This is a genomic window from Rhodococcus sp. MPR-R1B (genome assembly GCF_058793255.1).
Window position 1 is genome coordinate 15,214 of the sequence record NZ_JBXAFO010000013.1, and the last position, 25,106, is coordinate 40,319.

The window sequence follows — 25,106 nt, forward strand, 5'->3', positions numbered from 1 at the left end:
CTGTGCGCCTTTATTAACCGCCCGCGGTTAATAAAGGCGCACAGCAGAATCAGCTCAGCATGTCGCTGATCGTCTGGAGTCCGAGAACCGAGTCGACGGCGAGGCCGACGAACACGATCGCAAGATAGTTGTTGGACTGCAGGAACAGGCGGAGCGGTTTGACCTGAGCACCACCGCGAACGCTGCGGTACAGCTGATGTGCCATGAGCAGGAACCACGCACCGGCGACGATGGTGATTGCGGCGTAGATGACGCCCGACGCGGGGACGAGGACAAGCGTCGTGACGACCATTGCCCAGCTGTAGAACAGAATCTGCTTGGTGACGTGCTCTTCGGTGGCGATCACCGGAAGCATGGGAACACCGGCAGCTTTGTAGTCCTCTTTGTATCGCATCGCCAGCGCCCAGGTGTGCGGCGGCGTCCAGAAGAAGATGATCAGGAACAGCACGACGGGCTGCCAGCTCAGCGACCCGGTGACAGCGGCCCAGCCCACGAGGACGGGCATACATCCGGCTGCACCACCCCAGATGACGTTCTGCCAGGTACGACGCTTGAGAACCATCGTGTAGATGAGGACGTAGAACGCGATCGTGATCACGACGAGGATGCCGGCTAGGAGGTTGGCTCGCCACCACAGCCACAGGAACGACGCGAGTCCGAGAAGGAGCCCGAAGACGAGCGCGTTGCGCGTCGGCACCGCCTCGCGGGCCAGCGGACGCTTCGCCGTGCGCTTCATGACCTTGTCGATGTCGGCGTCGACAACGCAGTTGAGCGAGTTCGCACTCGCCGCGCCCATCCAGCCACCGAAGAGGGTGCTGAGGATCAGAACGATGTCGACCGTTCCGCGATCGGCCAGCAGCATTGCCGGAATGGTTGCCACCAACAGCAATTCGATCACTCGCGGCTTCGTGAGCGCGATATAAGCCAGAACCTTGCCCGTTGCGCGACCCCACACCGTATCGGTATTGGTCGCCCGCGGGGCGGCACCTGGGCTGCCGAAGCCATGTCCGCTCGGCTGTTGCCCTGTCCGCACGTTCTCTCCTTGCACCACGCGTTACCGCACTAACTCTTCACGACACACTGCTGACACTGTTCTCTACTACGAACGATGGTAGACCGCAGCCATTGAGGAACCGAATCGACCCGGACAGCCAGGACCATTAGGCTGGGTTACGCAGTGGAGGGACACCCCACCCTCGCAATCCACGTACACCATGTCAGGAGACATCTGCCAGTGTCGATCACAGACGAGATCCACGTCCTCACGCAACCCGTCCACCCCTCGGACTGGACCGACCTGGACACCAAGGCTGTCGATACCGCCCGCGTGCTCGCCGCCGACGCGGTTCAGAAGGTCGGCAACGGCCATCCCGGAACTGCAATGAGCTTGGCGCCGTTGGCATACACCCTCTTCCAGCGCGTCATGCGCCACGATCCTTCGGATGCAGAATGGGTCGGCCGTGACCGCTTCGTTCTCTCCTGTGGCCATTCATCCTTGACGCTGTACACCCAGCTCTACCTGTCGGGCTACGGCCTCGAGCTCGCTGACCTCGAAGCTCTCCGGACGTGGGGCGCACTGACCCCCGGCCACCCCGAGGTCGGCCACACCGTCGGCGTCGAGATGACCACCGGTCCGCTGGGCCAGGGCCTTGCGTCCGCAGTCGGTATGGCGATGGCCGCGCGTCGTGAGCGTGGGCTGTTCGATCCGGAGACCCCGGTCGGCTCCTCCCCCTTCGACCATCACATCTACGTGATCGCGTCCGACGGTGACATCGAAGAAGGCGTCACGTCCGAGGCCTCGTCCCTCGCCGGGGTCCAGGAACTGGGCAACCTCATCGTCTTCTACGACGACAACAAGATCTCCATCGAGCACGACACCACCATCGCTCTCGGCGAAGACGTCGGAAAGCGCTACGAGGCGTACGGCTGGCACGTTCAGCACGTCGAAGGTGGCGAGAACGTCTCCGGCATCCTCGACGCGGTTGCCGCGGCCAAGGCCGTCGTCGATCGTCCGTCCATCATCTTGCTCCGCACCATCATCGGTTTCCCGGCTCCGAAGAAGATGAACACCGGCGACGTCCACGGCTCCGCTCTCGGTGCCGACGAAGTTGCAGCGGTCAAGGAAGCCCTCGGCTTCGATCCGGCCAAGTCCTTCGACGTCGACGCCGACGCTCTGGCTCACGCCCGTGAGGTCGTCTCCCGCGGCGCCGACGCACGCAAGGCATGGCAGGTCGAGTTCGACGCGTGGGCTGCACGTGAGACCGAGCGCAAGGAACTCTTCGACCGCCTGTTCGCCGGTGAGTTCCCCGCCGGCTGGGCCGACGCTCTCCCGACCTACGAGGCCGACGCCAAGGGCGTTGCGACTCGCAAGGCCTCCGGTTCGGCACTCAACGCGCTCGGACCGATCCTGCCCGAGCTGTGGGGCGGCTCCGCCGACCTCGCCGGCAGCAACAACACCACCATCAAGGGCGCAGATTCGTTCGGCCCGTTCTCCATCTCCACCAACGACTGGAATGCGCAGCCTTACGGCCGCACGCTCCACTTCGGCATCCGCGAGCACGCGATGGGCTCGATCCTCAACGGCATCGCGCTTCACGGACCCACCCGCCCGTACGGCGGAACCTTCATGGTCTTCTCCGACTACATGCGTCCGGCGGTTCGCCTGGCCGCACTGATGAAGACTGCCGTCACCTACGTCTGGACCCACGACTCCATCGGTCTCGGCGAAGACGGCCCGACCCACCAGCCGGTCGAGCACCTCGCTGCTCTTCGTGCGATCCCGAACCTCGCCGTCGTCCGCCCGGGTGACGCCAACGAGACCTCGTTCGCATGGCAGGCAGCACTCGAGAACAAGACGGGCCCGACGGCTCTGGCACTCACTCGCCAGGACATCCCGGTTCTCGAAGGCACCAAGGAGAAGGCTGCCGAGGGTGTCAAGCGCGGCGCTTACGTCCTCGTCGACGCAGCCAACGGTTCGCCCGAGGTCATCTTGCTGGCGACCGGTTCCGAACTGCATCTGGCCACCGAGGCTCGCGAAACCCTCGAAGCTCAGGGCGTCGCAACCCGCGTCGTTTCCGTGCCGTGCCTCGATTGGTTCCTCGAGCAGGATCAGGCGTACCGCGACGAGGTCATTCCGCCCGCCGTGCGCGCGCGTGTGTCCGTCGAAGCCGGCATCGCGATGCCGTGGTGGCGCATCCTCGGCGACGCCGGTCAGGCCGTCTCGCTCGAGCACTACGGCGCTTCCGCCGATTACAAGACCTTGTTCCGGGAGTTCGGCATCACTGCCGACGCGACTGTCGAAGCCGCGCAGCGCTCCCTCGCAGCTGTGAAGGGATGATCTCGATGACACAGAACGTGAATACCGAAAAGCTCTCCGCTGCAGGCGTTTCCATCTGGCTCGACGACCTCTCGCGGGATCGCATCCAGTCCGGCAACCTGCAGAACCTCATCGACACGAAGTCGATCGTGGGTGTCACGACCAACCCGTCGATCTTCCAGGCGGCACTGTCCAAGGGATCGGCGTACGACGCTCAGGTCCGTGAGCTCGCACAGCGCGGCGCCGATGTCGACGCCACCATCACCGCGGTGACCACCGACGACGTGCGTGCTGCGTGCGACATCCTGGCTCCGCAGTTCGAGGCGTCGAACGGCGTCGACGGCCGCGTGTCCATCGAAGTCGATCCTCGCCTGGCACACGACACCGACGCCACCGTCGCGCAGGCGATCGAGCTGCACAAGATCGTCGATCGTCCGAACGTCCTGATCAAGATCCCCGCGACGCTGGCAGGCATTCCCGCCATCGCCAAGGTGATCGGTGAGGGCATCAGCGTCAACGTCACCTTGATCTTCTCGGTCGAGCGCTACGAGGCAGTCATGGGCGCATACCTGGAAGGTCTGGACACCGCCAAGGCTGCCGGCCGCGACATCTCGTCCATCGAGTCGGTCGCCTCGTTCTTCGTCTCCCGCGTGGATTCCGAGATCGACAACCGCCTCACGGCAATCGGCACGCCGGAAGCCCTCGAGCTTCGTGGCAAGGCTGCACTCGCAAACGCGCGTCTGGCGTACAACGCGTACCAGCAGATCTTCGAGGTGCAGCCGCGCTTCCAGGCTCTTCTGTCCGACGGCGCCAAGGCTCAGCGTCCGCTGTGGGCGTCGACCGGCGTGAAGAACCCGGATTACCCCGACACTCTCTACGTCACCGAGTTGGTTGCGCCGAACACGGTCAACACCATGCCGGAGAAGACGCTCGACGCTCTCGCCGACCACGGCGAGATCACCGGCGACACGATCTCGGGCACCGCTCAGGAGTCACAGGCGGTCTTCGATCAGCTCGCTGCAGTCGGCATCGATCTTGCGGACGTGTTCAAGGTCCTCGAGACAGAGGGCGTCGACAAGTTCGAGGTGTCCTGGAACGAGTTGCTCGACGCAACCGCCGAGCAGCTCCGCGCAGCAACCCAGAAGAGCTGAGCCTGTGAGCGATTCCGCGGCGGCATCAGATTGGGTGAATCCCCTTCGGGACAGCACCGACAAACGGCTTCCGCACATTGCGGGGCCCTGCGCCCTGGTGATTTTCGGTGTTACCGGCGACCTTGCCAGGCGCAAGCTCATGCCCGCCATCTACGACCTCGCCAACCGTGGACTGTTGCCGCCCGGATTCGCTCTGGTCGGGTTCGCCCGGCGTGACTGGACGGACGAGGACTTCACGAACGTCGTCCTCGAAGCAGTCAAGGACGGCGCTCGCACCAAGTTCCGTCAGGACGTCTGGGAGAGGCTCGCCGAAGGTATCCGGTTCGTGGAGGGCAGTTTCGACGAGGCCGAGGCCTTCCAGAACCTGTCCGACACGTTGGCCACGCTCGACAACGAACGTGGTATCGGCGGCAATCACGGTTTCTACCTTGCGATTCCGCCCAACGCGTTTCCTCAGGTGCTCGAGCAACTGTCGGCGTCGGGCCTCGCGCAGGCCGAGGACGGTCAGTGGCGACGAGTCGTCATCGAGAAGCCGTTCGGCCACGACCTCGAGAGCGCTCGCGAACTGAACGCCGTCGTCAACAAGGTGTTCCCCGAGGACACGGTCTTCCGTATCGACCACTACCTCGGTAAGGAAACCGTCCAGAACATTCTGGCTCTGCGCTTCGCGAACCAGTTGTTCGATCCGATCTGGAACGCGCACTACGTCGACCACGTTCAGATCACGATGGCCGAGGACATCGGCCTCGGTGGACGCGCGGGGTACTACGACGGCATCGGCGCGGCCCGTGACGTGATCCAGAACCACCTGCTGCAGTTGCTCGCGTTCACGGCGATGGAAGAACCCATCAGCTTCGAGCCGCTCAATCTGCAGGCGGAGAAGATCAAGGTCCTCTCGGCTACTCGCCTTGCCGAGCCCCTCGACGAGACCACCGCCCGCGGCCAGTACGCGGGCGGCTGGCAGGGTGGGCTGCCGGTGGTCGGGCTCCTCGAAGAAGACGGCTTCGCAGCGGACTCCATCACGGAGACCTTTGCCGCCATCACCCTCGAGGTCGACACCCGCCGCTGGGCGGGTGTGCCGTTCTACCTGCGCACGGGCAAACGACTCGGACGCCGTGTCACCGAGATCGCGGTGGTGTTCAAACGTGCACCGCACCTACCGTTCGACAAGACTATGACCGAAGACCTCGGCCAGAACGCTCTGGTCATCCGCGTGCAGCCCGACGAGGGCGTCACCATGCGGTTCGGCTCGAAGGTTCCCGGATCGAGCATGGAAGTCCGTGACGTCAACATGGACTTCTCGTACGGCCAGGCTTTCACCGAGTCGTCTCCGGAGGCGTACGAGCGGCTCATTCTCGACGTGTTGCTCGGCGAGCCGTCTCTGTTCCCGGTGAATGCCGAAGTCGAATTGTCTTGGGAGATCCTCGATCCCGTCCTCGAGCACTGGGCTGCCGGCGGTAAGCCGGAACCCTACGAGGCCGGAACGTGGGGACCACCGTCTGCGGACGAAATGATGCAACGCACCGGACGCGAATGGAGGCGACCCTAGTGATTCTCGATTTGCCGTCCACCACCACGGTCCAGGTCAGCAAGAAACTGGTCGAGGTACGTAAGACCGGCGGCGCTGTCACCTTGGGACGAGTGTTGACGCTCGTCGTCTGCACCAGGGACACCGGGAATGCCGAGGAAGCCATCGAGGCCGCCAACGAAGCAAGCCGCGAGCACCCATGCCGCGTCATCGTGCTTCTGCGTGGCGACGAGCAGAGTGAGCCCAGGCTCGATGCTCAGATCCGTGTCGGCGGGGACGCCGGCGCCTCGGAGGTTGTCGTGTTGCGTCTCTACGGTCCGCTTGCGGATCACGAGAGCAGCGTCGTCATCCCGTTCCTGCTCCCCGATACACCGGTAGTCGCGTGGTGGCCCCTCGAGGCACCCGAGATTCCGGCCAAGGATCCCGTCGGGAAGCTCGCGATACGGCGCATCACCGATGCCACCGGCGCCCCCGATCCGACCGCCACCATCAAGGGGCGACTCGCGTCGTACACCGCCGGCGATACCGATCTCGCCTGGAGTCGCGTCACCTACTGGCGCGCGCTCCTCGCGTCGGCTCTCGATCAGCCGCCGCACGAGAAGATCACCTCAGCGGTGGTCTCCGGTCTCAAAACCGAACCGGCACTGGATATTCTCGCCGGTTGGTTGGCGGCCAAGATCGACGGTCCGGTCATTCGACGTACGGGTGAGCTGACGGTCGAGTTGAAGCTCGAGACCCGCAGTATCTCCATCAGTCGTCCGCAGGAGGGCACGACCGCTACGTTGATCCGCACCGGTCAGCCTGACGCGCTGGTTTCTCTGGGTCGTCGAGAGACACGCGATTGCCTCGCCGAGGAATTGCGTCGGCTCGATCCGGACGAGATCTACGAAGAAGCTCTGGCCGGATTGGAGAAGGTGACCTATGAGTGATGTTGTCGTGGAGAAGTTTTCCGACGCCGGCCAACTTGTCGGCGCTGCCGCCGCACGCCTGGTCACGACCATCGTCGATGCCCAGAAGGCTCGCGGGTTTGCGTCCATCGTGCTGACTGGCGGTGGAACCGGCATCGCACTTCTCGAGAAGTTGCGTGAAGCTCCCGGCGACATCGACTGGTCGCAGATCGATCTGTACTGGGGCGACGAACGGTTCCTGCCGTCCGGCGATCCCGAGCGGAACGAAGTGCAAGCACGTGAGGCGCTTCTCGATCATGTGCCGGTCGATCCCGACAGGGTACATGCGATGGCCGCATCCGACGGTATCTACGACGGTGATCCACACGGGGCGGCGACGGCGTACGAACAACTGCTGGGCGCTCAGGCACACGGGAATCAGGTTCCGACGTTCGACGTGCACCTGCTCGGTATGGGCGGCGAAGGACACGTCAACTCGTTGTTCCCGCATACCGACGCTGTTCGCGAAGAAGCGCGTTTCGTAGTCGCGGTGACGGACTCCCCCAAGCCGCCACCGGTGCGGATCACCCTCACGTTGCCTGCTGTTCGGCGAGCCAAGGAGGTCTGGCTGCTCGTCTCGGGTGCTGCAAAGGCCGAGGCCGTTGCCAAAGCCGTCGGAGGTGCTTCGGCCGACGACTGGCCGTCCGCCGGCGCCACCGGTTTGGTTGCGACACGTTGGTTCCTCGATTCGGACGCTGCCTCGCAGCTTCCCTGATCTGATTTCACAGATCTGATTTCACAGATCTGATTTCACACCGGTCGGGAATCGTCTTCGGGCGATTCCCGGCTTGGTGGTACGTCGACGACTTCCTCACCGTGGCGACTTTCGACTACCCGCCGAGTCCGGATCCGATGCGAATTTCCTTTTGACGGAACGGAACTCAATCCCGAGATCCCGTTTCTCCAACCAGCACTGCGCCCCACACAACGATCCATCTCTCCCCTACCTCCTTCATCCGAGTGATTACTACCTTGGACGCCGCGAAGTAAGGTTCGGTTCCGCAGATCGCGTTCACTCTTGAACGAAGCAATCCAGGCGAGAACAATCGAACAATGTCGTGGACACCGAATCCGGACGCACTTCGCGGGCGAGTGGCTGTAGTTGCCGGGGCGACGAGGGGCGCCGGACGCGGAATCGCCGCGGCCTTGGGCGAGGCCGGTGCAACCGTCATCTGCACTGGCCGGAGCACATCTGCCGGAATTCTTCAGTCGGACTATCCGCGCGGAGAGACCATCGAAGAGACGGCAGAGCTGGTCACCGAGCTGGGCGGCGTCGGCGTGCCGATTGCCGTCGATCATCTCAAGAGCAAACAAGTGGCTGATCTCGCCGAACGCTTGCGAATCGACTATCACCATATCGACATCTTGGTCAACGACATCTGGGGCGCGGAATTACTCAAGGGTGGGCCGGCGGAGTGGAACACGCCGGTATGGGAACACGATCTGGACAAGGGGTTTCACATCTTGCGTCTGGCGATCGACACCCACATCACCACGTCGCACCACCTCCTGCCGCTCATGACTGATCGGCCAGGCGGACTGGTCGCCGAAATAACCGATGGCACTACCGAATACAACGCATCGAACTATCGCATCTCGGTGTTCTACGACTTGGCCAAGGTGTCCGTGAACAGGCTCGCATTTTCGCAAGGCCACGAACTTGCCCCGTTCGGCTGTACTGCCGTCGCCATCACTCCCGGGTTCCTGCGATCGGAGATGATGCTCGAGAATTTTGGTGTCGGCGAATCGAATTGGCGTGACGCTTTGTTGCCGGAGCGGGATGGTCCGACTGCGCCCGCGGATTTCGCACGCTCCGAGTCACCAAGATTCATCGGACGTGCGATCGCGGCCATCGCTGCCGATCCGAATCGACAGCGATGGAATCAGCGATCGGTCAGTTCAGGCGAACTCGGAACGGAATACGGGTTCACCGACGCGGACGGCAGCCGCCCCGATTTCTGGCATTACCAACGCTGAACGTGACTAGTCAACGATCTTCCGACGAGCCGTCTACCTCGCGGTAAGACCACCCCCGCAGAAAGCGCCTTGCGTTGGCCAGGTAGGCGCGCAGATGCGTGAGCATGCCGGCGAACTCCCAAGGTTCCAGATTTTTCATACCTAATGGTCTCATTTGTCCCCCAAGTCGCCGCAATTGGGAGTCGGAGCGCGATTATGATCCGCGCATGGCCGAATTCGCGACGATCAACGAATACATCGCTTCGTTTCCCACCGACGTGCAACCAGCCCTCGAGAGTATCCGCGAGACGATTCACAACACGGTTCCAGGCCTCGATGAGACCATCAGCTATCAGATGCCGACCATGACGGTGAACGGAAAGAACCTGATTCACTTCGCAGGCTGGAAAAACCACATCTCGATGTACCCGCTCCCGGCGGGTGACGCCGAGTTCGAGAAGTCCGTCGACCCTTACCGGGCTGCGAAATCAACCGTGAAGTTCCCGCTGAACAGACCGATCCCTCTCGATCTCGTGGCTCGGATCGTCGAATTGCTCGCGCAGCGCCACTAACGTCCGTTCTCGTCGGAGCCTTGTGAGAACGTATGGCTGTGCAGAGACAACCCATCCGCCGCATCAAGGCCGGGCCATCGTCGGGCGCCGACGTAGGCAGCTGGCCGATGACGGTGCCTGCAGTCGCGCAGATCGTTCAGCACGGTCTCGAGCTTCCACCGGGTGTCACCATTCTGGTCGGCGAAAACGGAGCGGGAAAGTCGACCGTCATCGAAATTATTGCCGCCGTTCTCGGTCTCAACGCCGAAGGCGGGTCGACCAATACGCGGCATCAGACTCGATCGAGTGAACCGGGCGGCCTCGACCTTGTGATCGAGCGGAGTCCCGGAGCATCGAAGTGGGCGTACTACCTCCGAGACGAAACCCTGCACGGTTTGTACACGTACTTGGAGGACAACCCCAATCCCAAGCGACCTGAACCGCTTTACCATCACCTCTCCCACGGTGAGGCGCTGCTCGAGATCCTGTCGTCGAGGACCTCCGACGGCGGCTTCTATCTCATCGACGAACCCGATGCCGCACTCTCCTTCCAAGGAACCCTGACACTGGCGGCGCTGCTCGGCGAGCTGGTGGAATCCGGCGCGCAGGCGGTGATCGCGACGCACTCGCCGATCATCGCGGCGCTGCCGAACGCCAACCTGCTCGAGATCGGAGAATGGGGAATCCGAGCCTCGAGCTGGGAGGACCTCGATCTGGTGTCGAACTGGCAGCGGTTCCTTCACGACCCGCACACGTACCTGCGCCATCTGATCTAACCTGGAACTCCACCCCAGGAGGCCTCCATGGCATACGACAAAGCGCTGGCTGAGCGTATCCGCGATGCGCTCTCGGGCGAGGACGACGTCGAGGAAGTAAAGATGTTCGGTGGGCTGAGCTTCATGGTGAACGGGAAGCTGGCCGCCAGTGCGAACTCACACGGCAACATCATGGTTCGGTGTGACCCCGATCGAGTCGACGAGCTTCTGACGCACAAGGGTGCAAGCTGGCCCGAGATGCGGGGTAAGCCGATGAGCAAGGGATGGATCGTCGTCGACCGAACCGGGACGAGTTCGAACGTCGAATTCAACGCGTGGATCAAGGAAGCTCTGGACTTCGTTCACTGACAGCTGGGGTGCGTTGCCGAAGATATCTGACGAGACTGGTGTGGCCGCGGGCTCTCGCGTCGATGAGAGACTGAACCGTGCCCGATCGACCTGAGATTGTCTGTATCTGCGGCTCTGCGCGATTCGCTGAAGAGATGCGGGAGGCGAACCGCGACCTGACGTTCGCGGGCGTGATCGTCGTCGCGCCGGTTGAAGCAGACGAGGCGGTCTCTGTCGAGCAGAAGATCCTGCTCGACGCGCTCCATCTGCGCAAGATCGACCTCGCCGATCGGGTTCTGGTCGTCAACCCTCGCGGATACATCGGTGAGTCCACGCGCCGAGAGATCGCGTACGCGCGCGCCGCCGGCAAACCAGTGTCGTTCACGACGCCGTTTGAACAGTAAGCGCCTCGTCGGTGCGGGCTGCAACGAATATTCTCACGCCGAGTTGCTCGAGCCCTAGCGCCGGTTCGATCAATTTCGCTCGATTCGGCAAAAGTGAACTGGGCGGCCCTTAGACTCCGGAAAAGCATTGGATTGGGCGGCTCGACGCCGCGGAGGAAAGGTGGTCCGTCCCGTGACGTTCACACCCAATCAGCCGGATCACCAACGCGCCTTCGGGTTTCAGCTGCCGTCGACCCGCGCAATTCCCTCCCTCATGCCCGACCGTTTCGGACCTAGCCTCATCGGATCGCTCTGGGCGTGCGCCGGGATCGTCGCCGGAAGCCTCGGCCCGTGGACGTCATCCTCCGCGCTGGACCACAGTGGTATCGACGAATGCGGAGTGATCACTCTCGTCCTCGCTCTCTGCGCGGTGACCGCGCTGATCACCCTCGTGGTTCGAGACGTCACGCCCGAGATCAAGAATCACTGCACCGGCCCTTTGGTCGGAATCGCGGTCTTGATCGTTGCCGTCGGAAACGCCGCGTCCATCGTGCGACGTAGTACCGAGTTCGCAGGGCACACTGCCGGACCGTCCATCGGGTGGGGACTGTGGGTGGTCATCGCGTCCGCAGTGATCCTGTGCATCACGTCGTCGACCGTCGCGCACATGATCAGGTTTCAGGCAGCAATGATCACAAGGTCTTGATCAGACCGCCGTCGATCACGAAATCCGCGCCTGTCACGTTCCCCGCACGATCGCTGGCGAGGAACAACACCAGGTAGGCAACCTCTTCGGGGAAGGTGAACCGCCCAGTCTCGGCTCCGGCCGCGGCGCTTTCGACGATGTCGTCGGCGGCTGATCCACTCGCCTTCGCCAGCGTCGAGGCCACTCCGTGCTTGCCGAGCCACAACTCCGTTTGCACCGGGCCAGGGCTGACGGTATTGACGCGGATCCCCTGCCCGCCCAGTTCTTTCGACAACGACTTCGAGAAGTTGGTCAACGCCGCTTTGGCGGCGCTGTAGTCGATCACCGTGGGGTCAGGTAAGAATGCGTTGACCGAACTGATCGTCACGATGCTCCCGCCACCTCGGCGGATCAACTCCGGCAGCGCAGCGCGAACAGTGCGTACAGCCGACAAGAACGTCAGATTGAACGACGCCGCCCACTCTTCGTCTGTGATTGCCGCGAAACCGCTCGTTCTCGGGGTGACGGCGCCGACGTTGTTGACCAGGATGTCGACGCCGCCCCTCACTGCTGCAACCTCGAGCAGTCGGGTTGATCCTTCGACACTCGCGAGGTCGACGCCGACAAAGGTGACGGCGCCGCCGGACTGCAGCGATTCGAGTTCCGGCGAGAGCGTCCGCGAGCCCGCGACGACGTGGACTCCCTCGGCCACCAAGGCCCGAGTGATCGCCAACCCGATACCTTTTCCCGCGCCGGTAACGACGGCAGTTCGTCCGTCCAATTGCAGATCCACTGCGGTCCCCGTTCGGTCCGGTGCGCAGCGTTGGGTGTGCGTGCGACAGCTCTAGAGTCGCCGCACGCACACCCTGGTAAACCTGCAGAACCAGCCGCTGTTACCTAGCCACTGTTACGAAGCGCAGTGGCCAGGCCGTTCATCGTCAGCTGGATACCCCGACGCACCTGATCGCTCTCGTCGCCGGAACGGTACCGACGGATCAGCTCGACCTGTAGGTGGTTGAGAGGTTCGAGGTACGGGAACCGGTTGTGGACCGAACGCTCGAGGCCCGAGTTGTCGGCAAAGAGGTTCTCGTTGCCCGTGATTGCCTTGTACATGCGAATTGTGCGTTCGTGCTCGTCGGTGATCATTCCGAAGACTCGATCGCGCAGTTCGGCGTCGGGCACGAGGTCCGCGTACCGGGCCGCCAAACCGAGATCCGACTTCGACATCACCATGGCCATGTTCGAGAGCACGGTTCGGAAGAACGGCCACTTCTCGTACAGGGCCGTCAACGTGGCAAGCCGAGTGTCGTCTCCGTCTATCCATCTTTCGAACGCGGCGCCGGTTCCGTACCAACCCGGAAGCATCACGCGAGACTGACTCCACGAGAGCACCCAGGGAATCGCTCGCAGGTCGGAGATCGCCTTGGTCTGCTTGCGAGAGGCCGGACGAGAGCCGATGTTGAGTGCCCCGATCTCGGCGACCGGTGTCGACGCTTCGAAGTACTGCACGAATCCTGGTGTGTCGTGCACCAATTCGCTGTACGCGGTGCGGGCGAGGGCCGCGAGCTCGTCCAGTACCGCGTAGGCAGCGTCGGCATCGCTGCCGAGTCCTTCGACGTCGAGCAACGTCGACTCGATAGTCGCGGCGATGAGTGTTTCGAGGTTGCGATGTGCCAGACGCGGTTCGGCGTACTTGGCCGCAATCACCTCACCCTGCTCGGTGATTCGCAGAGAACCAGCGACTGCACCGGGAGGCTGAGCCAGAATCGCTTCGTAACTCGGTCCGCCGCCACGTCCGACGGTTCCGCCGCGGCCGTGGAAGAGCCTCAACCTGATTCCGCTCTTACGCGCGGCATCGACGAGGTCGAGTTCGGCACGGTACAGCGCCCAGTTGGCTGCCAGGTACCCGCCGTCCTTGTTCGAGTCGGAGTACCCGAGCATCACTTCTTGACTGTCACCACGGGAACGGACGATCGCACGATAGATCGGGATGTCGAGCGTCGCCAGCAATGTGTCGGCGCCGCCCTGCAGATCCTCGATCGTCTCGAACAACGGCACGATGCCGATCGGGCACGAGGGCTCGCTACCGACGCCCGGATCGAGCACCCCGACCTCTTTGAGCAGCACTGCGGCCTCGAGCATGTCACTGACCGAGGTACACATGCTGATGATGTAGTTGGGTACCGCACCCGCCCCGAGAACCCGCACTGCCTTGGCACCGGCCGCCATGATGGCCAGTTCCTTGGTGGTCAATTCGCTGAACTCGGCGTCCGGCGAAGTCAGTGGTCGCCGCGTCGTCAACTCGGCCGACAGCAATTCGACTCGATCGGCTTCCGGCAAGGACGCGTAGTCCGGGTGAACTCCGGCCCACGCCAGAAGTTCTGCGACGACGCTTTCGTGTACCTCGGAGTTCTGCCGCATGTCCAGACCGGACAGGTGAAAGCCGAACACCTCCACCGCTTCTCGGAGCCGATCGAGTCGATCGTCGGCGATGGTCTCGTCACCGAAACGACGCAACGAGGTGTCGATGATTCCGAGATCCCGCTGCAACTGTGCCGGGTCGGTGTACGCCTCGAGTCCGTCGTCGGACCCGTGGGCGGGCAACTCCCCCAGTACCGTCAGTGCTGTGGCGCTCAAGCGCCCGCGGATACCGCGAATCGCGCGACGGTACGGCTCGTCGGCCCTGAAGGCAGAGTCGTCGCCGGAGGTAGACGCCAGCAGATCGAGTTCGGGCGTGACGGAAACCAGCCGCGCCGACATCGACAGTTCACGCTCGAGATGTTCGAGTTCCTCGAGGTGATGCTCGAGAGCAGTCGCCGCAGCGCGCGACGTGGCGCGCTGGACGATTTCGCCGGTCACGTACGGATTGCCGTCTCGGTCACCGCCGATCCACGAACCCGGCCTCAGGATCGGTTCCGGCAGGAGCCCGGCGTCCGGCCAACGAGTGCGCAGAGCTTTGCGAACCTCGGCGTTGATCTTCGGAATCACCTCGAACAACGCTGCGTCGTAGTAGCGCAGGCCTACCTCGATTTCATCCTGGATGCGGAGGCGGCTGAGCCGGATCAGAGCCGTCTGCCACAGGGTCAGGATCTGACGGCGCAATTGCAGATCGACATCAGCGGTTTCTGCGACGCTCAGCGCCGTGCGCTCGCGGTATCGCATCAACTCGGTGATCCGACTCTGCGTCTCGAACACCGTACGGCGTCGAGTCTCCGTCGGGTGAGCGGTGATGACGGGTGAGACCAGGGCGCCCCGCAGCGCTTCTTCGACGGTGGCCGAATCGATATCGGCTGCATCAAGTTTGGTGTACGTGGCCGCGAGAGTGCTGTCGCGGGGCGGTTCCCCCGCATTGACGTGGATGGCCCGTCGACGCTCGCGATGGATGTCCTCGGCCAGGTTGGCGAGCAGTGCGAAGTGACTGAACGCCCGGATGACGGGAATGGCGTCGTCCGTACTGATTTCGGCGAACAGCGACACCAGTTCGGCGCGATCGATCTCCGAACGACGGACTCGGAACGACTCGACACGGGCTCGCTCGACCAGATCGAACACATTGTCGCCGGCTTGCTCTCGCACTATTTGTCCGAGTATTCCGCCGAGAAGCCGGATGTCTTCGCGCAGCGGCTCGGTGGCCTCTCGCGGTGTTTCTCGATGCGACGCGGTTTCAGTCATCACACAATTATCGACCGAAACAAAGAACCCCGCTCGATAGGCGGGGTTCCGTGTCTGAAATTCGTGTGTGAAAAACTACCGGCTGTAAGTCATGAGCCGAGAATCAGGCGAACTTGATCTCCAGGCCGATGCCGACGATCGAAATGAGCCAGATCAACGCGGTGAAGACCGTCAACCGGTCGAGGTTCTTCTCGACAACAGTCGATCCGGACAGGCTGGACTGGACACCGCCACCGAACAGACTCGACAAACCGCCGCCCTTACCGCGATGCAGGAGCACCAAGGCGATGAGGAGCAAGCTGGTGATGACCAGCAGGATATCCAGGAACAGTTTCATGTCTGTCTACGTCCACCAATCCAATAGGGACAACTACAACCGATAACACCATACAGGCGCGCGCAGATAGCCTGACCACATACCCGCCTCGCACATGACTTTGCACCCGGCCAGGCACGACTCTTGGTCAGTGGCATCGATCACACTGTCGAGATACCGATTCAGTAGTTTTTCAGTTGACGCGACTCTACCTCCGAAAGGCCGGCTCCATGCTTTCCGACACTGCCCTGCCCAACACTGCCCTGCCCGAGACACCCCTGCCTGACACACCGCGTCTGGCTTCGATTCACAACTTCCGCGACGTGGCCGGCCCCGGGTACGTCACGACCAGCGGACAGGCGATGAGCCGCGGAGTCTTCTACCGTGCAAACGTACTGACGCCCTCGCCCGAGGATCTTGCAATCGTGGAATCGCTGGGGCTGACCGCCGTCTATGACGTGCGCTCCGAAACCGAGGCGAACGAAACTCCCGACATCGTGCCGGCGCCGGCGATGTACGCCCACATTCCCATCCTGTCCGGAAACATCCACGCCGAAGCGATGGCTCTCCGAACAGCGGACGCTGCAACAGCTTTCATGCAGAACATCAATCGCAGCTTTGTCGCAGACCCCGTCACTCGGAACGGATTTTCGCAGTTGTTCGCCGCCCTGGCGACCACCGAGGGGCCGCAACTCTTCCACTGCACGGCGGGCAAGGACCGAACAGGTTGGGCGGCAGCACTACTGCAGACACTCGCTGGTGTACCGCGCGAAACGATCACGGCGGACTACCTGCTCACGAACACGTACTCGGCCGAGTACATCGATGCAACAGTCGCGAAGATCGCCGCTGCCACAGATGCAGACAAGGGCGAGGTGATCCGGTTGCTGCTTTCCGTCGACGCGAGTTACCTGGGCGCTGCCTTCGAGCAGGTCGAGCACCACTACGGGACCGTCGAGAACTATCTGACCGCCGGGTTGGAGCTTGCTCCCGAACTCGTCGGCGCTCTGGAAACCAAACTGGTGAGCTGACTCGCGAACAAAAAACTGCGGGTGTGTGACCTACTCGGTCACACACCCGCAGTCTTAGTCTCGAGCAGTTTCAGCTCACTACCCGATCATCACGGGAGTGGACCGCCTGCAGCGATCGCAGACAGTGTCGCGAACTCGTCAGCCTTGAGTGACGCGCCGCCGACAAGAGCGCCGTCGACGTCGGTCTGGCCGACGATCTCTCCGACGTTCTTCGAGCTGACGCTACCGCCGTACAGAACGCGAACGCCGGCCGCGACCTCGGCGTCGGCAAGTTCGGCCACTGTTGCTCGTACCGCAGCACACACTTCCTGTGCATCGGCGGCAGAAGCGACACGGCCGGTGCCGATGGCCCAGACAGGTTCGTACGCAATGACGATCTTGGAGATCTCCTCCGCGCTCAGGCCCGCCAACGAACCCTTGAGCTGGTCGACGTTGTAGGCGACATGCTCGCCCGCTTCGCGGATCTCGAGGCCTTCGCCGATGCACACGATCGGCGTGAGGCCGTTCTTGAGAGCAGCCTTCGTCTTCGCGAGGACGGTCTCGTTGGTCTCACCGTGAAGGGTGCGACGCTCGGAGTGACCGACCACGACGAAGGTGCAACCGAGCTTGGCCAGCATGGAGCCGCTGATCTCGCCCGTGAACGCACCCGAGTCATGAGCCGAGACATCTTGCGCGCCGTACGTGAGGAGGAGCTTGTCGCCCTCGATCAGCGTCTGGACGCTTCGGATGTCGGTGAACGGCGGGATGACCGTGACGTCCACTTTGTCGAAGTACTTCGCAGGCAAGGAGAAAGCGATCTTCTGCACCAGGGCGATAGCCTCGAGGTGGTTCAGATTCATCTTCCAGTTGCCGGCGATCAACGGCTTACGTGCCATGTCGGATCAGCCTTCCAGTACTGCGATGCCAGGCAGCTCTTTGCCCTCGAGGTACTCGAGGGAAGCGCCACCACCGGTGGAAATGTGCGAGAAGCCCTCGTCCGGGATACCGAGCTGACGAACGGCTGCTGCGGAGTCGCCGCCGCCGACGACGCTGAAGGCGCCCTTCTCGGTTGCCTCCACGATTGCCTCGGCGACACCGCGGGTGCCTGCCTCGAACTTCGGGAACTCGAACACGCCCATCGGGCCGTTCCAGAACACCGTCTTGGCGCCGGTCAGGATCGCGGCAAAGCGCTTGACCGACTCCGGTCCGATGTCCAGACCCATCCAGCCGTCGGGAATCTTGTCGAACGGAACGATCTTCGACTCGGCATCGGCCGAGAAGGAGTCCGCGACGACAACATCCTGAGGGATGTGGATGACGTCGGCGTACCGGTCGAGGAGATCCTTGCAGGTCTCGATCATGGACTCTTCACACAGCGAATTGCCCACGGACACACCCTGAGCCGCGAGGAACGTGTAGAACATTCCGCCGCCGATCACCAGGGTGTCGACCTTCGGCGCCAGTGCCTCGATGACGGCCAGCTTGTCCGAGACCTTGGAGCCACCGAGCACCACCGCGTACGGACGCGCTGCGTCCTGAGTGAGCTTGGCGAGCACCTCGACCTCGGCGCCGACCAGGTATCCGGCGTAATGCGGGAGCAGCTTCGCGACGTCGAAGACCGACGCCTGCTTACGGTGAACAACACCGAATCCGTCGGAGACGAATGCGCCGTCGTCACCGACCAGCTCGACGAGAGCCTTGGCGAGCTTGACCCGCTCGGCTTCGTCCTTGCTGGTCTCGCGAGGGTCGAAACGGATGTTCTCGAGCATCAGGACGTCACCGTCGGTGAGTCCTTCGGAACGAGCCAGCGCGTCCTGTCCCACGACGTCACCGGCGAGTTGCACGTTGCGACCGAGGATTTCGGCCAACTTCGCGGCAACCGGTGCGAGGGAGAACTTGGGATCGGGCTGACCGTCGGGGCGCCCGAGGTGCGCGGTCACGATGACCTTCGCTCCACCCTCGGCAAGTGCCCGCAGGGTGGGAGCGGACGCGACGATGCGACCCGGGTCCGTGATTTCTCCGCCATCCAACGGGACGTTGAGGTCGGAACGCACCAGTACGGTGCGCCCTTCGACCCCAGCGTCCAGCAGATCCTTCAGCGTCTGAACTGCCACTGTTATCGAAACTCCGCTCAGAGAGACTTGGCGACGAGGCCGATGAGGTCGGCGAGGCGGTTGGAGTAGCCCCACTCGTTGTCGTACCAGGAGACGATCTTTACCTGGTCGTCGATGACCTTCGTCAGACCCGAGTCGAAGATCGACGAGTGCGGGTCGGTGACGATGTCCGAGGAGACGATCGGTGCGTCGGTGTACTTCAGGATGCCCTTGAGGGGTCCTTCGGCAGCAGCCTTCATCGCAGCGTTGATCTCGTCGGCGGTGGCCGACTTCTTCAGGTTCGCGGTGAGGTCGGTGACCGAGCCCGTGGGGATCGGCACGCGCAGTGCGTAGCCGTCGAGCTTGCCTAGCAGCTGCGGGAGAACCAGGCCGATTGCCTTGGCTGCACCGGTACCGGTGGGAACGATGTTGAGGGCAGCTGCGCGGGCGCGACGGAGGTCTGCGTGCGGAGCGTCCTGCAGGTTCTGATCCTGGGTGTACGCGTGGATCGTGGTCATCAGACCCTTGACGATGCCGAACTCGTCGTCGAGAACCTTGGCGATGGGGCCGAGGCAGTTGGTGGTGCACGACGCGTTGGAGATGATGTTCTGGCTGCCGTCGTACTTGTCGTCGTTGACGCCCATCACGATGGTGATGTCTTCACCCTTGGCCGGAGCCGAGATGATGACCTTCTTGGCGCCGGCTTCGAGGTGTCCCTTGGCCTTTGCGGCGTCGGTGAAGATGCCGGTGGACTCGACGACGACGTCGACGCCCAGCTCGCCCCAGGGAAGTTCGTTCAACGGGCCACGGTGTGCGAGGGCCTTGATGCGCTGATCGCCGACGACGATCGTGTCGTCACCGTCGAGCGACACGTCGTACGGCAAACGGCCGAGGATGGAGTCGTACTTCAGCAGGTGAGCGAGCGTCGCGTTGTCAGTCAGGTCGTTGACTGCCACGATCTCGATATCGGTGGTTCCGAGCGCCTTCTGCGCATCCACCGCCCTGAAGAAGTTACGTCCGATACGGCCGAAACCGTTTACGCCAACCCGGACAGTCACAATTCGCTCCTTTGACCATGATTCTGGTGTGCAACTTGACCCACGCATACTCCGAATCCGTGTGTGCACGACGCGGACGTGGGGTTCATCGGTCGATGTGACTCATACCCTAATGCGCGTGGCCCGAACGTGCGCAGCCCACCCTGACGGAGGGCAGGTCACCCCTCTTCGAGTAGCTCCACATTCACTGCGGATTCGGTGTCGGGTATGCCCGTTTCCTTGGCCTTGCGATCAGCCATCGACAGCAGGCGACGGATACGTCCGGCAACGGCGTCCTTGGTCATCGGCGGGTCGGCCAACTGGCCGAGTTCTTCGAGGGACGCCTGCCGATGCTCGACGCGCAGTGCACCCGCCGCCGCGAGGTGATCGGGCACGTCCTCACCGAGGATCTCCAACGCACGCTCGACGCGCGCAGCAGCCGCAACGGCAGCGCGAGCAGAGCGTCGCAGGTTTGCGTCGTCGAAATTGGCGAGACGATTGGCGGTGGCGCGGACCTCGCGTCGCATCCGCCTCTCCTCCCACACCAGACGTGTGTCCTGGGCTCCCATTCGGGTCAGGAGATCGCCGATGGCCTCACCGTCGCGGATCACCACACGATCCGTTCCGCGAACCTCACGTGCCTTCGCCGAGATCCCCAGACGCCGCGCAGCTCCAACCAGAGCAAGTGCAGCTTCCGGGCCGGGGCAGCTCACTTCGAGCGCCGACGAACGGCCGGGTTCGGTCAGGGAACCGTGCGCGAGGAACGCACCGCGCCACGCTGCTTCGGCGTCGCCGACACTTCCGCCGACGACCTGCGCAGGCAAGCCGCGAACCGGGCGCCCGCGAAGATCGAGCAGTCCCGTCTGGCGCGCGAGGGCCTCACCCTCCTTCGCTACACGCACGATGTAGCGAGCGGACTTTCGAAGCCCGCCCGCACTGAGTACGTGCACATCGGCACTGTAGGTGAACAGGTCGAATATCTCCCGGCGCAGACGTCGCGCCGTGGAGCCCAGATCCACCTCTGCTTCGACGACCACCCGGCCGCCGACGATGTGGAGCCCACCGGCAAAGCGCAGCAACGCGGAGACCTCTGCCTTGCGGCAGCTGACCTGAGTCACCACTAACCGGCTCAGTTCGTCCTTGACCTCCGCTGTCATTGCCACGAAGCGTTCTCCCTCTGTTCTTCGGATTGCTGTTCTTGCAGGGAAGACTGTGTCGAATCCCCTACTGCCGCACTGCTCGACAGTTCAGCCAGTACATCGGCCAGTTTTGCCGGATCGTGTACATGCGCTGCGCCCGGTGAGGTGTCCGCGACATCCGCGTACCTGACTTCGGCTGAAAATTGATCCGCCGCACGCTGCAGATGTTCACGTTCACGCCCGGCCGGTACCGACGCCGAGTCGACCACCACGTAGTCGACCCGGAAATCGGGCACGTGTTGGGAGAGTACGTGCAGGTGACGCTCTGCGGAGAATCCGGCGGTCTCCCCCGGCTCGGGTGCGAGATTGAGCACCAGTACCTTTCGAGCCTTCGTCGACGACAGTGATTCGACGAGTTCGGGTACCAGGACGTGTGGGATCACGCTCGAGAACCACGATCCCGGGCCGAGAACCACGAGATCGGCACGATCGATCGCAGTCACGGCATCGGGGCACGCGGGCGGATTGGACGGGAGCAGTCTCACACGCCGAACCTTGCCCGGGGTCGTCGCGACGGCAACCTGTCCACGAATGCAGCGGCTGACGCGGGGGTCCTCCTCGAGTCCCTGAACGTCGGCTTCGATCTCGAGCGCGATCGGCGACATCGGCAGCACACGACCACGGATTCGCAGCAGTCGCGCCATCTCGTCGAGCGCGGCGACCGGATCGCCGAGCACCTCGGTCAGTCCGGCCAGGATGAGATTGCCCACCGAATGCCCGGCAAGTGCGCCGACACCGCCGAAGCGATGCTGAATGGTCCGAGTCCAGTCGACTATCTCGGGTTCGTCCGACGCGAGAGCAGCCAGCGCCATCCGGAGGTCTCCAGGCGGGATGACGCCGAGTTCGGCGCGCAGCCGGCCCGACGAACCACCGTCGTCGGCGACCGTGACCACGGCGGTGACGTCGACCGTCAAGCGTCTGACGGCCTGGAGCGTGGCGAACAATCCGTGCCCGCCGCCGAGCGCGACGATGGCCGGCCCTTCGGGTGTCTCCCGCGAGCGATGTGTCGGTTCACTCATTCGCGCCCCAGATCCCGGTGCACGATGCTGACCGAGATGTCGTCCTCGGAACCCAAACGCCTCGCGAGAGCTTCGGACATGGCTACGCTTCGGTGCTTACCGCCGGTGCATCCGACCGCAATTGTCATGTAGCGCTTTCCTTCTCGTCGATATCCGGCGATCGTCAAATCCACCAGATGTCGGTAGGTGTCGAGATAGTCTTCCGCGCCCTCGCGGGACAACACGTAGTCGCGGACGTCGGCATCCTGACCGGTGTGCGGGCGAAGTTCAGGGATCCAGTGGGGATTGGGCAGGAAACGAACGTCACAGACGAGATCGGCGTCCATCGGCAGGCCGTACTTGAATCCGAACGACTGGACCGTCACCTTCATCGTGCGGTTGGCATCGTTTCCGAACGCCGTTTCGATCTTCTGACGCAGCTGATGCGCCTTCAGTGCCGACGTGTCGATGACCAGATCGGCGGCCGCCTTCACCACGGCCAACTGCCGACGCTCGGCTGCGATCCCTTCGGACAACGTGCCGTCGATGCCGTCGTTCTGCAACGGATGACTGCGGCGCACCTGTTCGAACCGTCGGATCAACACGTCGTCCGACGCTTCGAGGTACAGCACCCGAGTATGGATCGGTTCCGCCTCGAGTTCGGTGAGCACCCACCCGAGATCGCCGGTGAAGAGTCGACTCCGCACGTCGATCACGACGGCCAGACGATCGACCGGCGGATCGGAGGTCAGGCTCAGACCGACCATTCGGGAAATGAGCTCAGGTGGCAAATTGTCCGCGACATACCAGCCGAGGTCTTCGAGCACCTTGGCAGCGGTACTCAAACCTGCTCCGGACAATCCCGTCACCAGCAGGAAATCCATCGTTCGACTGTCTTTGGCGCTGTCGGTAGTCACTGTGCACTCGGCCCCGTCGTCGGCATGGACAATTCTCGCGACTCGGAGCCCTCGTCACCGCTACCGGATTCGGCGCTGGGCGCGTCAGCAGACGTAACAGACGATTCGGATTCCGTGTCCAGCTCATCATCCCCTACCGCGGCTGGCAGCGCTCGAGCTTCAGCGCCCGCGTCGGCTGCAGCCGAATCCGTGCCGAGTGCGGCCAGAACTGCTGTGGCGGTGGTCTCACCGATACCGGGGACCTGCATGATCTCCTCGACCGTTGCCGTTTTCAGCTTCGCCACGGAACCGAAGTGAGCCACCAGAGCGGTTCGACGAGTTTCACCGAGCCCCTTGACCGAATCCAGAGCCGAAGCCGTCATCCGCCTCGAGCGTTTGCTGCGATGGAACGTGATCGCGAAGCGGTGGGCTTCGTCTCGGATGCGCTGCAGTAGGTACAACGACTCGCTCGTCCGAGGGAGGATGACCGGATCTTCTTCCCCCGGTACCCATACCTCTTCGAGTCTTTTGGCCAACCCGACTACCGCGACGTCAGTGACCCCCAGCTCGTCGAGGACCGCCGCTGCCGCCGTGACCTGAGGGGCGCCGCCGTCCACGACGAACAGATTGGGCGGATAGGCGAACCGCCGAGGCCGGCCCGTCGCCGGGTCGATCGCCGCTTCGGGAGCCAGATCCCCACCGTCCGAGTCCATGGTCGACGCCGACGCCGCGAGGACGCCCAGGTCGCGGTTGTGGCGCAGGAACCGCCGACGCGTGATCTCCGCGATACTCGCGACGTCGTCGGAATGACCGTCGCCGGCAGCTTCCTTGATCGCGTAATGGCGGTAGTCCGACTTACGCGGGAGCCCGTCCTCGAACACGACCAGTGACGCCACGACGTCGGTTCCCTGGACGTGACTGATGTCGATGCATTCGATTCGTAGCGGAGCCGAGTCCAGGTCCAGTGCTTCCTGGATGCCCTGCAGCGCCGCGGAACGCGAAGTGAAATCGCCGGCGCGCTTGAGCTTGTGCTGCGCCAGAGCCTCTTTCGCGTTTCGCTGGACTGTTTCGGCGAGGTCTTTCTTGTCGCCGCGTTGCGGAACCCGCAGTTGCACTTGCGATCCCCGAAGCTTGCTCAGCCACGCCTGGATCTCGGTCGCGTTTGCCGGCAGAACCGGCACCAGAACTTCCTTGGGAACTGCGCTGATCCCGGCCTCGGAACCCGCTCCCGGGTCGAGGGCCGCCTGCTCCCCGTAGAACTGGGTGAGGAACTGCTCGACCAGGATCGGCAGGTCGGACTCGGCGTCGAGTGCGGCCCAGTCGATGGCGTCGCCTGCCTTCTCCACGACCCATCCACGCTGACCCCGCACGCGTCCGCCCCGCACGTGGAACACCTGAACGGCGGCTTCGAGATCATCGGTGGCAAAGGCGACGAGATCGGCGTCGGTGCCGTCACCGAGTACGACGGCCTGCTTCTCGAGCGCCTTGCGCAGAGCGCCGATATCGTCACGCAGACGGGCTGCGGTCTCGAAGTCGAGGTCCTCGGAAGCCTGCTGCATGCGCTTTTCGAGATCTTTGACCAGCTTGTCCGTGCGGCCGGCGAGGAAGTCGCAGAAATCTTCGACGATCTGTCGATGCTCCTCGGCGCTGACTCGCCCGACGCAGGGCGCCGAGCACTTGTCGATGTAGCCGAGCAGACACGGCCGGCCGATCTGGTTGTGCCGTTTGAAGACTCCGGACGAGCACGTTCGTGCGGGAAAGACTCGTAGCAGCAGATCGAGAGTTTCGCGGATCGCCCAGGCATGGGAGTAGGGACCGAAGTAGCGGACACCCTTGCGCCGCGGACCGCGGTAGACGAACAAGCGCGGGAACTCTTCGTTGAGCGTCACAGCGAGAACCGGATACGTCTTGTCGTCGCGGTACCGGACGTTGAACCGCGGATCGAATTCCTTGATCCAGTTGTACTCGAGCTGAAGCGCTTCGACTTCGGTACTGACGACGGTCCACTCGACGCTGCCGGCGGTGGTCACCATCTGCCGAGTACGGGGATGAAGTGTCGTGACGTCCGCGAAGTACGAGTTCAAACGTGAACGGAGGCTTTTCGCCTTTCCGACGTAAATGACCCGACCATGCGGATCGCGAAATTTGTAGACGCCCGGCGCAGCCGGAATGGTTCCGGTAGCGGGGCGGTAAGTCGAGGGATCCGGCACGGTTTCAGGTTAGTCGCCGCCACCGACCGACTCGGAAACGCGCAGGATGCGGGCA

General features: G+C 63.1%; 24 protein-coding genes. 12 read left to right on the forward strand and 12 right to left on the reverse strand.

Annotation, left to right across the window (positions count from 1 at the left end):
* Nucleotides 1-49 precede the first annotated feature (49 nt).
* Nucleotides 50-1,033, reverse strand: a complete 984-nt coding sequence (locus AC1Q61_RS18735; protein WP_003944994.1) for a heme o synthase — start codon at nt 1,031-1,033, stop codon at nt 50-52.
* 201 nt (nt 1,034-1,234) lie between these two features.
* Here AC1Q61_RS18735 and tkt point away from each other — a divergent pair, with 201 nt between their 5' ends.
* The 6 genes from tkt (at nt 1,235) to AC1Q61_RS18765 (ending at nt 8,919) form a co-directional block, all read left to right on the forward strand.
* Nucleotides 1,235-3,337 (forward strand): transketolase, encoded by a 2,103-nt coding sequence (tkt, locus tag AC1Q61_RS18740; protein ID WP_003944976.1) that lies wholly within the window; start codon nt 1,235-1,237, stop codon nt 3,335-3,337.
* 5 nt (nt 3,338-3,342) lie between these two features.
* Complete coding sequence (gene tal, locus AC1Q61_RS18745; RefSeq protein WP_064114350.1) at nt 3,343-4,467, forward strand: transaldolase; 1,125 nt, start codon at nt 3,343-3,345, stop codon at nt 4,465-4,467.
* Nucleotides 4,468-4,471: 4 nt separating this feature from the next.
* Nucleotides 4,472-6,016: a glucose-6-phosphate dehydrogenase gene (zwf, locus tag AC1Q61_RS18750; protein WP_030536404.1), complete on the forward strand. Its 1,545-nt coding sequence runs from the start codon at nt 4,472-4,474 to the stop codon at nt 6,014-6,016.
* Complete coding sequence (gene opcA, locus AC1Q61_RS18755) at nt 6,016-6,924, forward strand: glucose-6-phosphate dehydrogenase assembly protein OpcA (RefSeq protein WP_003944921.1); 909 nt, start codon at nt 6,016-6,018, stop codon at nt 6,922-6,924. Before zwf ends, opcA begins: the two co-directional genes overlap by 1 nt.
* Nucleotides 6,917-7,657, forward strand: a complete 741-nt coding sequence (pgl, locus tag AC1Q61_RS18760; protein ID WP_042919814.1) for a 6-phosphogluconolactonase — start codon at nt 6,917-6,919, stop codon at nt 7,655-7,657. Before opcA ends, pgl begins: the two co-directional genes overlap by 8 nt.
* 338 nt (nt 7,658-7,995) lie before the next feature.
* Complete coding sequence (locus AC1Q61_RS18765; RefSeq protein WP_007727945.1) at nt 7,996-8,919, forward strand: SDR family oxidoreductase; 924 nt, start codon at nt 7,996-7,998, stop codon at nt 8,917-8,919.
* Between the two features lie 10 nt (nt 8,920-8,929).
* Here the strand turns inward: AC1Q61_RS18765 and AC1Q61_RS18770 are convergent, their stop codons facing one another.
* On the reverse strand, nt 8,930-9,058 hold the full coding sequence (locus tag AC1Q61_RS18770) for a hypothetical protein (protein ID WP_257226963.1): 129 nt from the start codon (nt 9,056-9,058) through the stop codon (nt 8,930-8,932).
* 67 nt (nt 9,059-9,125) lie between these two features.
* On the opposite strand from AC1Q61_RS18770, the gene AC1Q61_RS18775 reads away from it, so the two are divergent.
* From AC1Q61_RS18775 to AC1Q61_RS18795, 5 genes are all read left to right on the forward strand, one after another.
* Entirely contained in the window at nt 9,126-9,470 is a 345-nt protein-coding gene (locus AC1Q61_RS18775; protein ID WP_492650788.1) for an iron chaperone, read from the forward strand.
* A 32-nt stretch (nt 9,471-9,502) separates the two neighbouring features.
* Entirely contained in the window at nt 9,503-10,225 is a 723-nt protein-coding gene (locus AC1Q61_RS18780) for an AAA family ATPase (protein ID WP_118607249.1), read from the forward strand.
* 27 nt (nt 10,226-10,252) lie between these two features.
* Nucleotides 10,253-10,573 (forward strand): TfoX/Sxy family protein, encoded by a 321-nt coding sequence (locus AC1Q61_RS18785; RefSeq protein WP_003944891.1) that lies wholly within the window; start codon nt 10,253-10,255, stop codon nt 10,571-10,573.
* Nucleotides 10,574-10,707: 134 nt separating this feature from the next.
* Entirely contained in the window at nt 10,708-10,956 is a 249-nt protein-coding gene (locus AC1Q61_RS18790) for a hypothetical protein (RefSeq protein ID WP_218960106.1), read from the forward strand.
* A gap of 172 nt (nt 10,957-11,128) precedes the next feature.
* The gene (locus AC1Q61_RS18795; protein ID WP_233405700.1) at nt 11,129-11,641 is read left to right on the forward strand and encodes a hypothetical protein; all 513 of its coding nucleotides are present in this window, start codon (nt 11,129-11,131) and stop codon (nt 11,639-11,641) included.
* Here the strand turns inward: AC1Q61_RS18795 and AC1Q61_RS18800 are convergent.
* From AC1Q61_RS18800 to secG, 3 genes are all read right to left on the reverse strand, one after another.
* On the reverse strand, nt 11,628-12,413 hold the full coding sequence (locus AC1Q61_RS18800; RefSeq protein ID WP_492650789.1) for an oxidoreductase: 786 nt from the start codon (nt 12,411-12,413) through the stop codon (nt 11,628-11,630). The two genes, AC1Q61_RS18795 and AC1Q61_RS18800, sit on opposite strands and share 14 nt — an antisense overlap.
* A gap of 104 nt (nt 12,414-12,517) precedes the next feature.
* Nucleotides 12,518-15,292, reverse strand: coding sequence for a phosphoenolpyruvate carboxylase (gene ppc / locus AC1Q61_RS18805; RefSeq protein WP_030536411.1), 2,775 nt, complete (start codon nt 15,290-15,292; stop codon nt 12,518-12,520).
* A 103-nt stretch (nt 15,293-15,395) separates the two neighbouring features.
* On the reverse strand, nt 15,396-15,629 hold the full coding sequence (gene secG, locus AC1Q61_RS18810; protein WP_003944946.1) for a preprotein translocase subunit SecG: 234 nt from the start codon (nt 15,627-15,629) through the stop codon (nt 15,396-15,398).
* A 209-nt stretch (nt 15,630-15,838) separates the two neighbouring features.
* On the opposite strand from secG, the gene AC1Q61_RS18815 reads away from it, so the two are divergent.
* Complete coding sequence (locus AC1Q61_RS18815; protein ID WP_118607251.1) at nt 15,839-16,639, forward strand: tyrosine-protein phosphatase; 801 nt, start codon at nt 15,839-15,841, stop codon at nt 16,637-16,639.
* Nucleotides 16,640-16,728: 89 nt separating this feature from the next.
* On the opposite strand, the gene tpiA is transcribed toward AC1Q61_RS18815, so the two are convergent.
* From tpiA to uvrC, 7 genes are all read right to left on the reverse strand, one after another.
* Nucleotides 16,729-17,514, reverse strand: coding sequence for a triose-phosphate isomerase (tpiA, locus tag AC1Q61_RS18820; protein ID WP_042445664.1), 786 nt, complete (start codon nt 17,512-17,514; stop codon nt 16,729-16,731).
* A gap of 6 nt (nt 17,515-17,520) precedes the next feature.
* Entirely contained in the window at nt 17,521-18,732 is a 1,212-nt protein-coding gene (locus tag AC1Q61_RS18825) for a phosphoglycerate kinase (RefSeq protein ID WP_003944901.1), read from the reverse strand.
* Between the two features lie 17 nt (nt 18,733-18,749).
* Nucleotides 18,750-19,769, reverse strand: coding sequence for a type I glyceraldehyde-3-phosphate dehydrogenase (gene gap, locus AC1Q61_RS18830; protein ID WP_003944851.1), 1,020 nt, complete (start codon nt 19,767-19,769; stop codon nt 18,750-18,752).
* 158 nt (nt 19,770-19,927) lie between these two features.
* A complete protein-coding gene (gene whiA, locus AC1Q61_RS18835) occupies nt 19,928-20,905 on the reverse strand; it encodes a DNA-binding protein WhiA (RefSeq protein WP_021344225.1) in 978 nt (325 codons plus the stop codon).
* Nucleotides 20,902-21,966, reverse strand: coding sequence for a gluconeogenesis factor YvcK family protein (locus AC1Q61_RS18840; RefSeq protein ID WP_054188215.1), 1,065 nt, complete (start codon nt 21,964-21,966; stop codon nt 20,902-20,904). The genes whiA and AC1Q61_RS18840 overlap by 4 nt, the downstream gene beginning before the upstream one ends.
* Nucleotides 21,963-22,862, reverse strand: a complete 900-nt coding sequence (rapZ, locus tag AC1Q61_RS18845) for an RNase adapter RapZ (RefSeq protein WP_003944872.1) — start codon at nt 22,860-22,862, stop codon at nt 21,963-21,965. Before rapZ ends, AC1Q61_RS18840 begins: the two co-directional genes overlap by 4 nt.
* A complete protein-coding gene (uvrC, locus tag AC1Q61_RS18850; protein WP_003944805.1) occupies nt 22,859-25,051 on the reverse strand; it encodes an excinuclease ABC subunit UvrC in 2,193 nt (730 codons plus the stop codon). Before uvrC ends, rapZ begins: the two co-directional genes overlap by 4 nt.
* Nucleotides 25,052-25,106 lie beyond the last annotated feature (55 nt).

What these genes read in the sequence shown, in the direction of transcription:
- tal (WP_064114350.1), top strand. Translation starts at nt 3,343, where the DNA reads ATGACACAGAACGTGAATACCGAAAAGCTCTCCGCTGCAGGCGTTTCC.
- pgl (WP_042919814.1), top strand. Translation starts at nt 6,917, where the DNA reads ATGAGTGATGTTGTCGTGGAGAAGTTTTCCGACGCCGGCCAACTTGTC.
- AC1Q61_RS18765 (WP_007727945.1), top strand. Translation starts at nt 7,996, where the DNA reads ATGTCGTGGACACCGAATCCGGACGCACTTCGCGGGCGAGTGGCTGTA.
- AC1Q61_RS18770 (WP_257226963.1), bottom strand. Translation starts at nt 9,058, where the DNA reads ATGAAAAATCTGGAACCTTGGGAGTTCGCCGGCATGCTCACGCATCTG.
- AC1Q61_RS18775 (WP_492650788.1), top strand. Translation starts at nt 9,126, where the DNA reads ATGGCCGAATTCGCGACGATCAACGAATACATCGCTTCGTTTCCCACC.
- AC1Q61_RS18780 (WP_118607249.1), top strand. Translation starts at nt 9,503, where the DNA reads ATGGCTGTGCAGAGACAACCCATCCGCCGCATCAAGGCCGGGCCATCG.
- AC1Q61_RS18785 (WP_003944891.1), top strand. Translation starts at nt 10,253, where the DNA reads ATGGCATACGACAAAGCGCTGGCTGAGCGTATCCGCGATGCGCTCTCG.
- AC1Q61_RS18790 (WP_218960106.1), top strand. Translation starts at nt 10,708, where the DNA reads ATGCGGGAGGCGAACCGCGACCTGACGTTCGCGGGCGTGATCGTCGTC.
- ppc (WP_030536411.1), bottom strand. Translation starts at nt 15,292, where the DNA reads ATGACTGAAACCGCGTCGCATCGAGAAACACCGCGAGAGGCCACCGAG.
- secG (WP_003944946.1), bottom strand. Translation starts at nt 15,629, where the DNA reads ATGAAACTGTTCCTGGATATCCTGCTGGTCATCACCAGCTTGCTCCTC.
- AC1Q61_RS18815 (WP_118607251.1), top strand. Translation starts at nt 15,839, where the DNA reads ATGCTTTCCGACACTGCCCTGCCCAACACTGCCCTGCCCGAGACACCC.
- tpiA (WP_042445664.1), bottom strand. Translation starts at nt 17,514, where the DNA reads ATGGCACGTAAGCCGTTGATCGCCGGCAACTGGAAGATGAATCTGAAC.
- whiA (WP_021344225.1), bottom strand. Translation starts at nt 20,905, where the DNA reads ATGACAGCGGAGGTCAAGGACGAACTGAGCCGGTTAGTGGTGACTCAG.
- AC1Q61_RS18840 (WP_054188215.1), bottom strand. Translation starts at nt 21,966, where the DNA reads ATGAGTGAACCGACACATCGCTCGCGGGAGACACCCGAAGGGCCGGCC.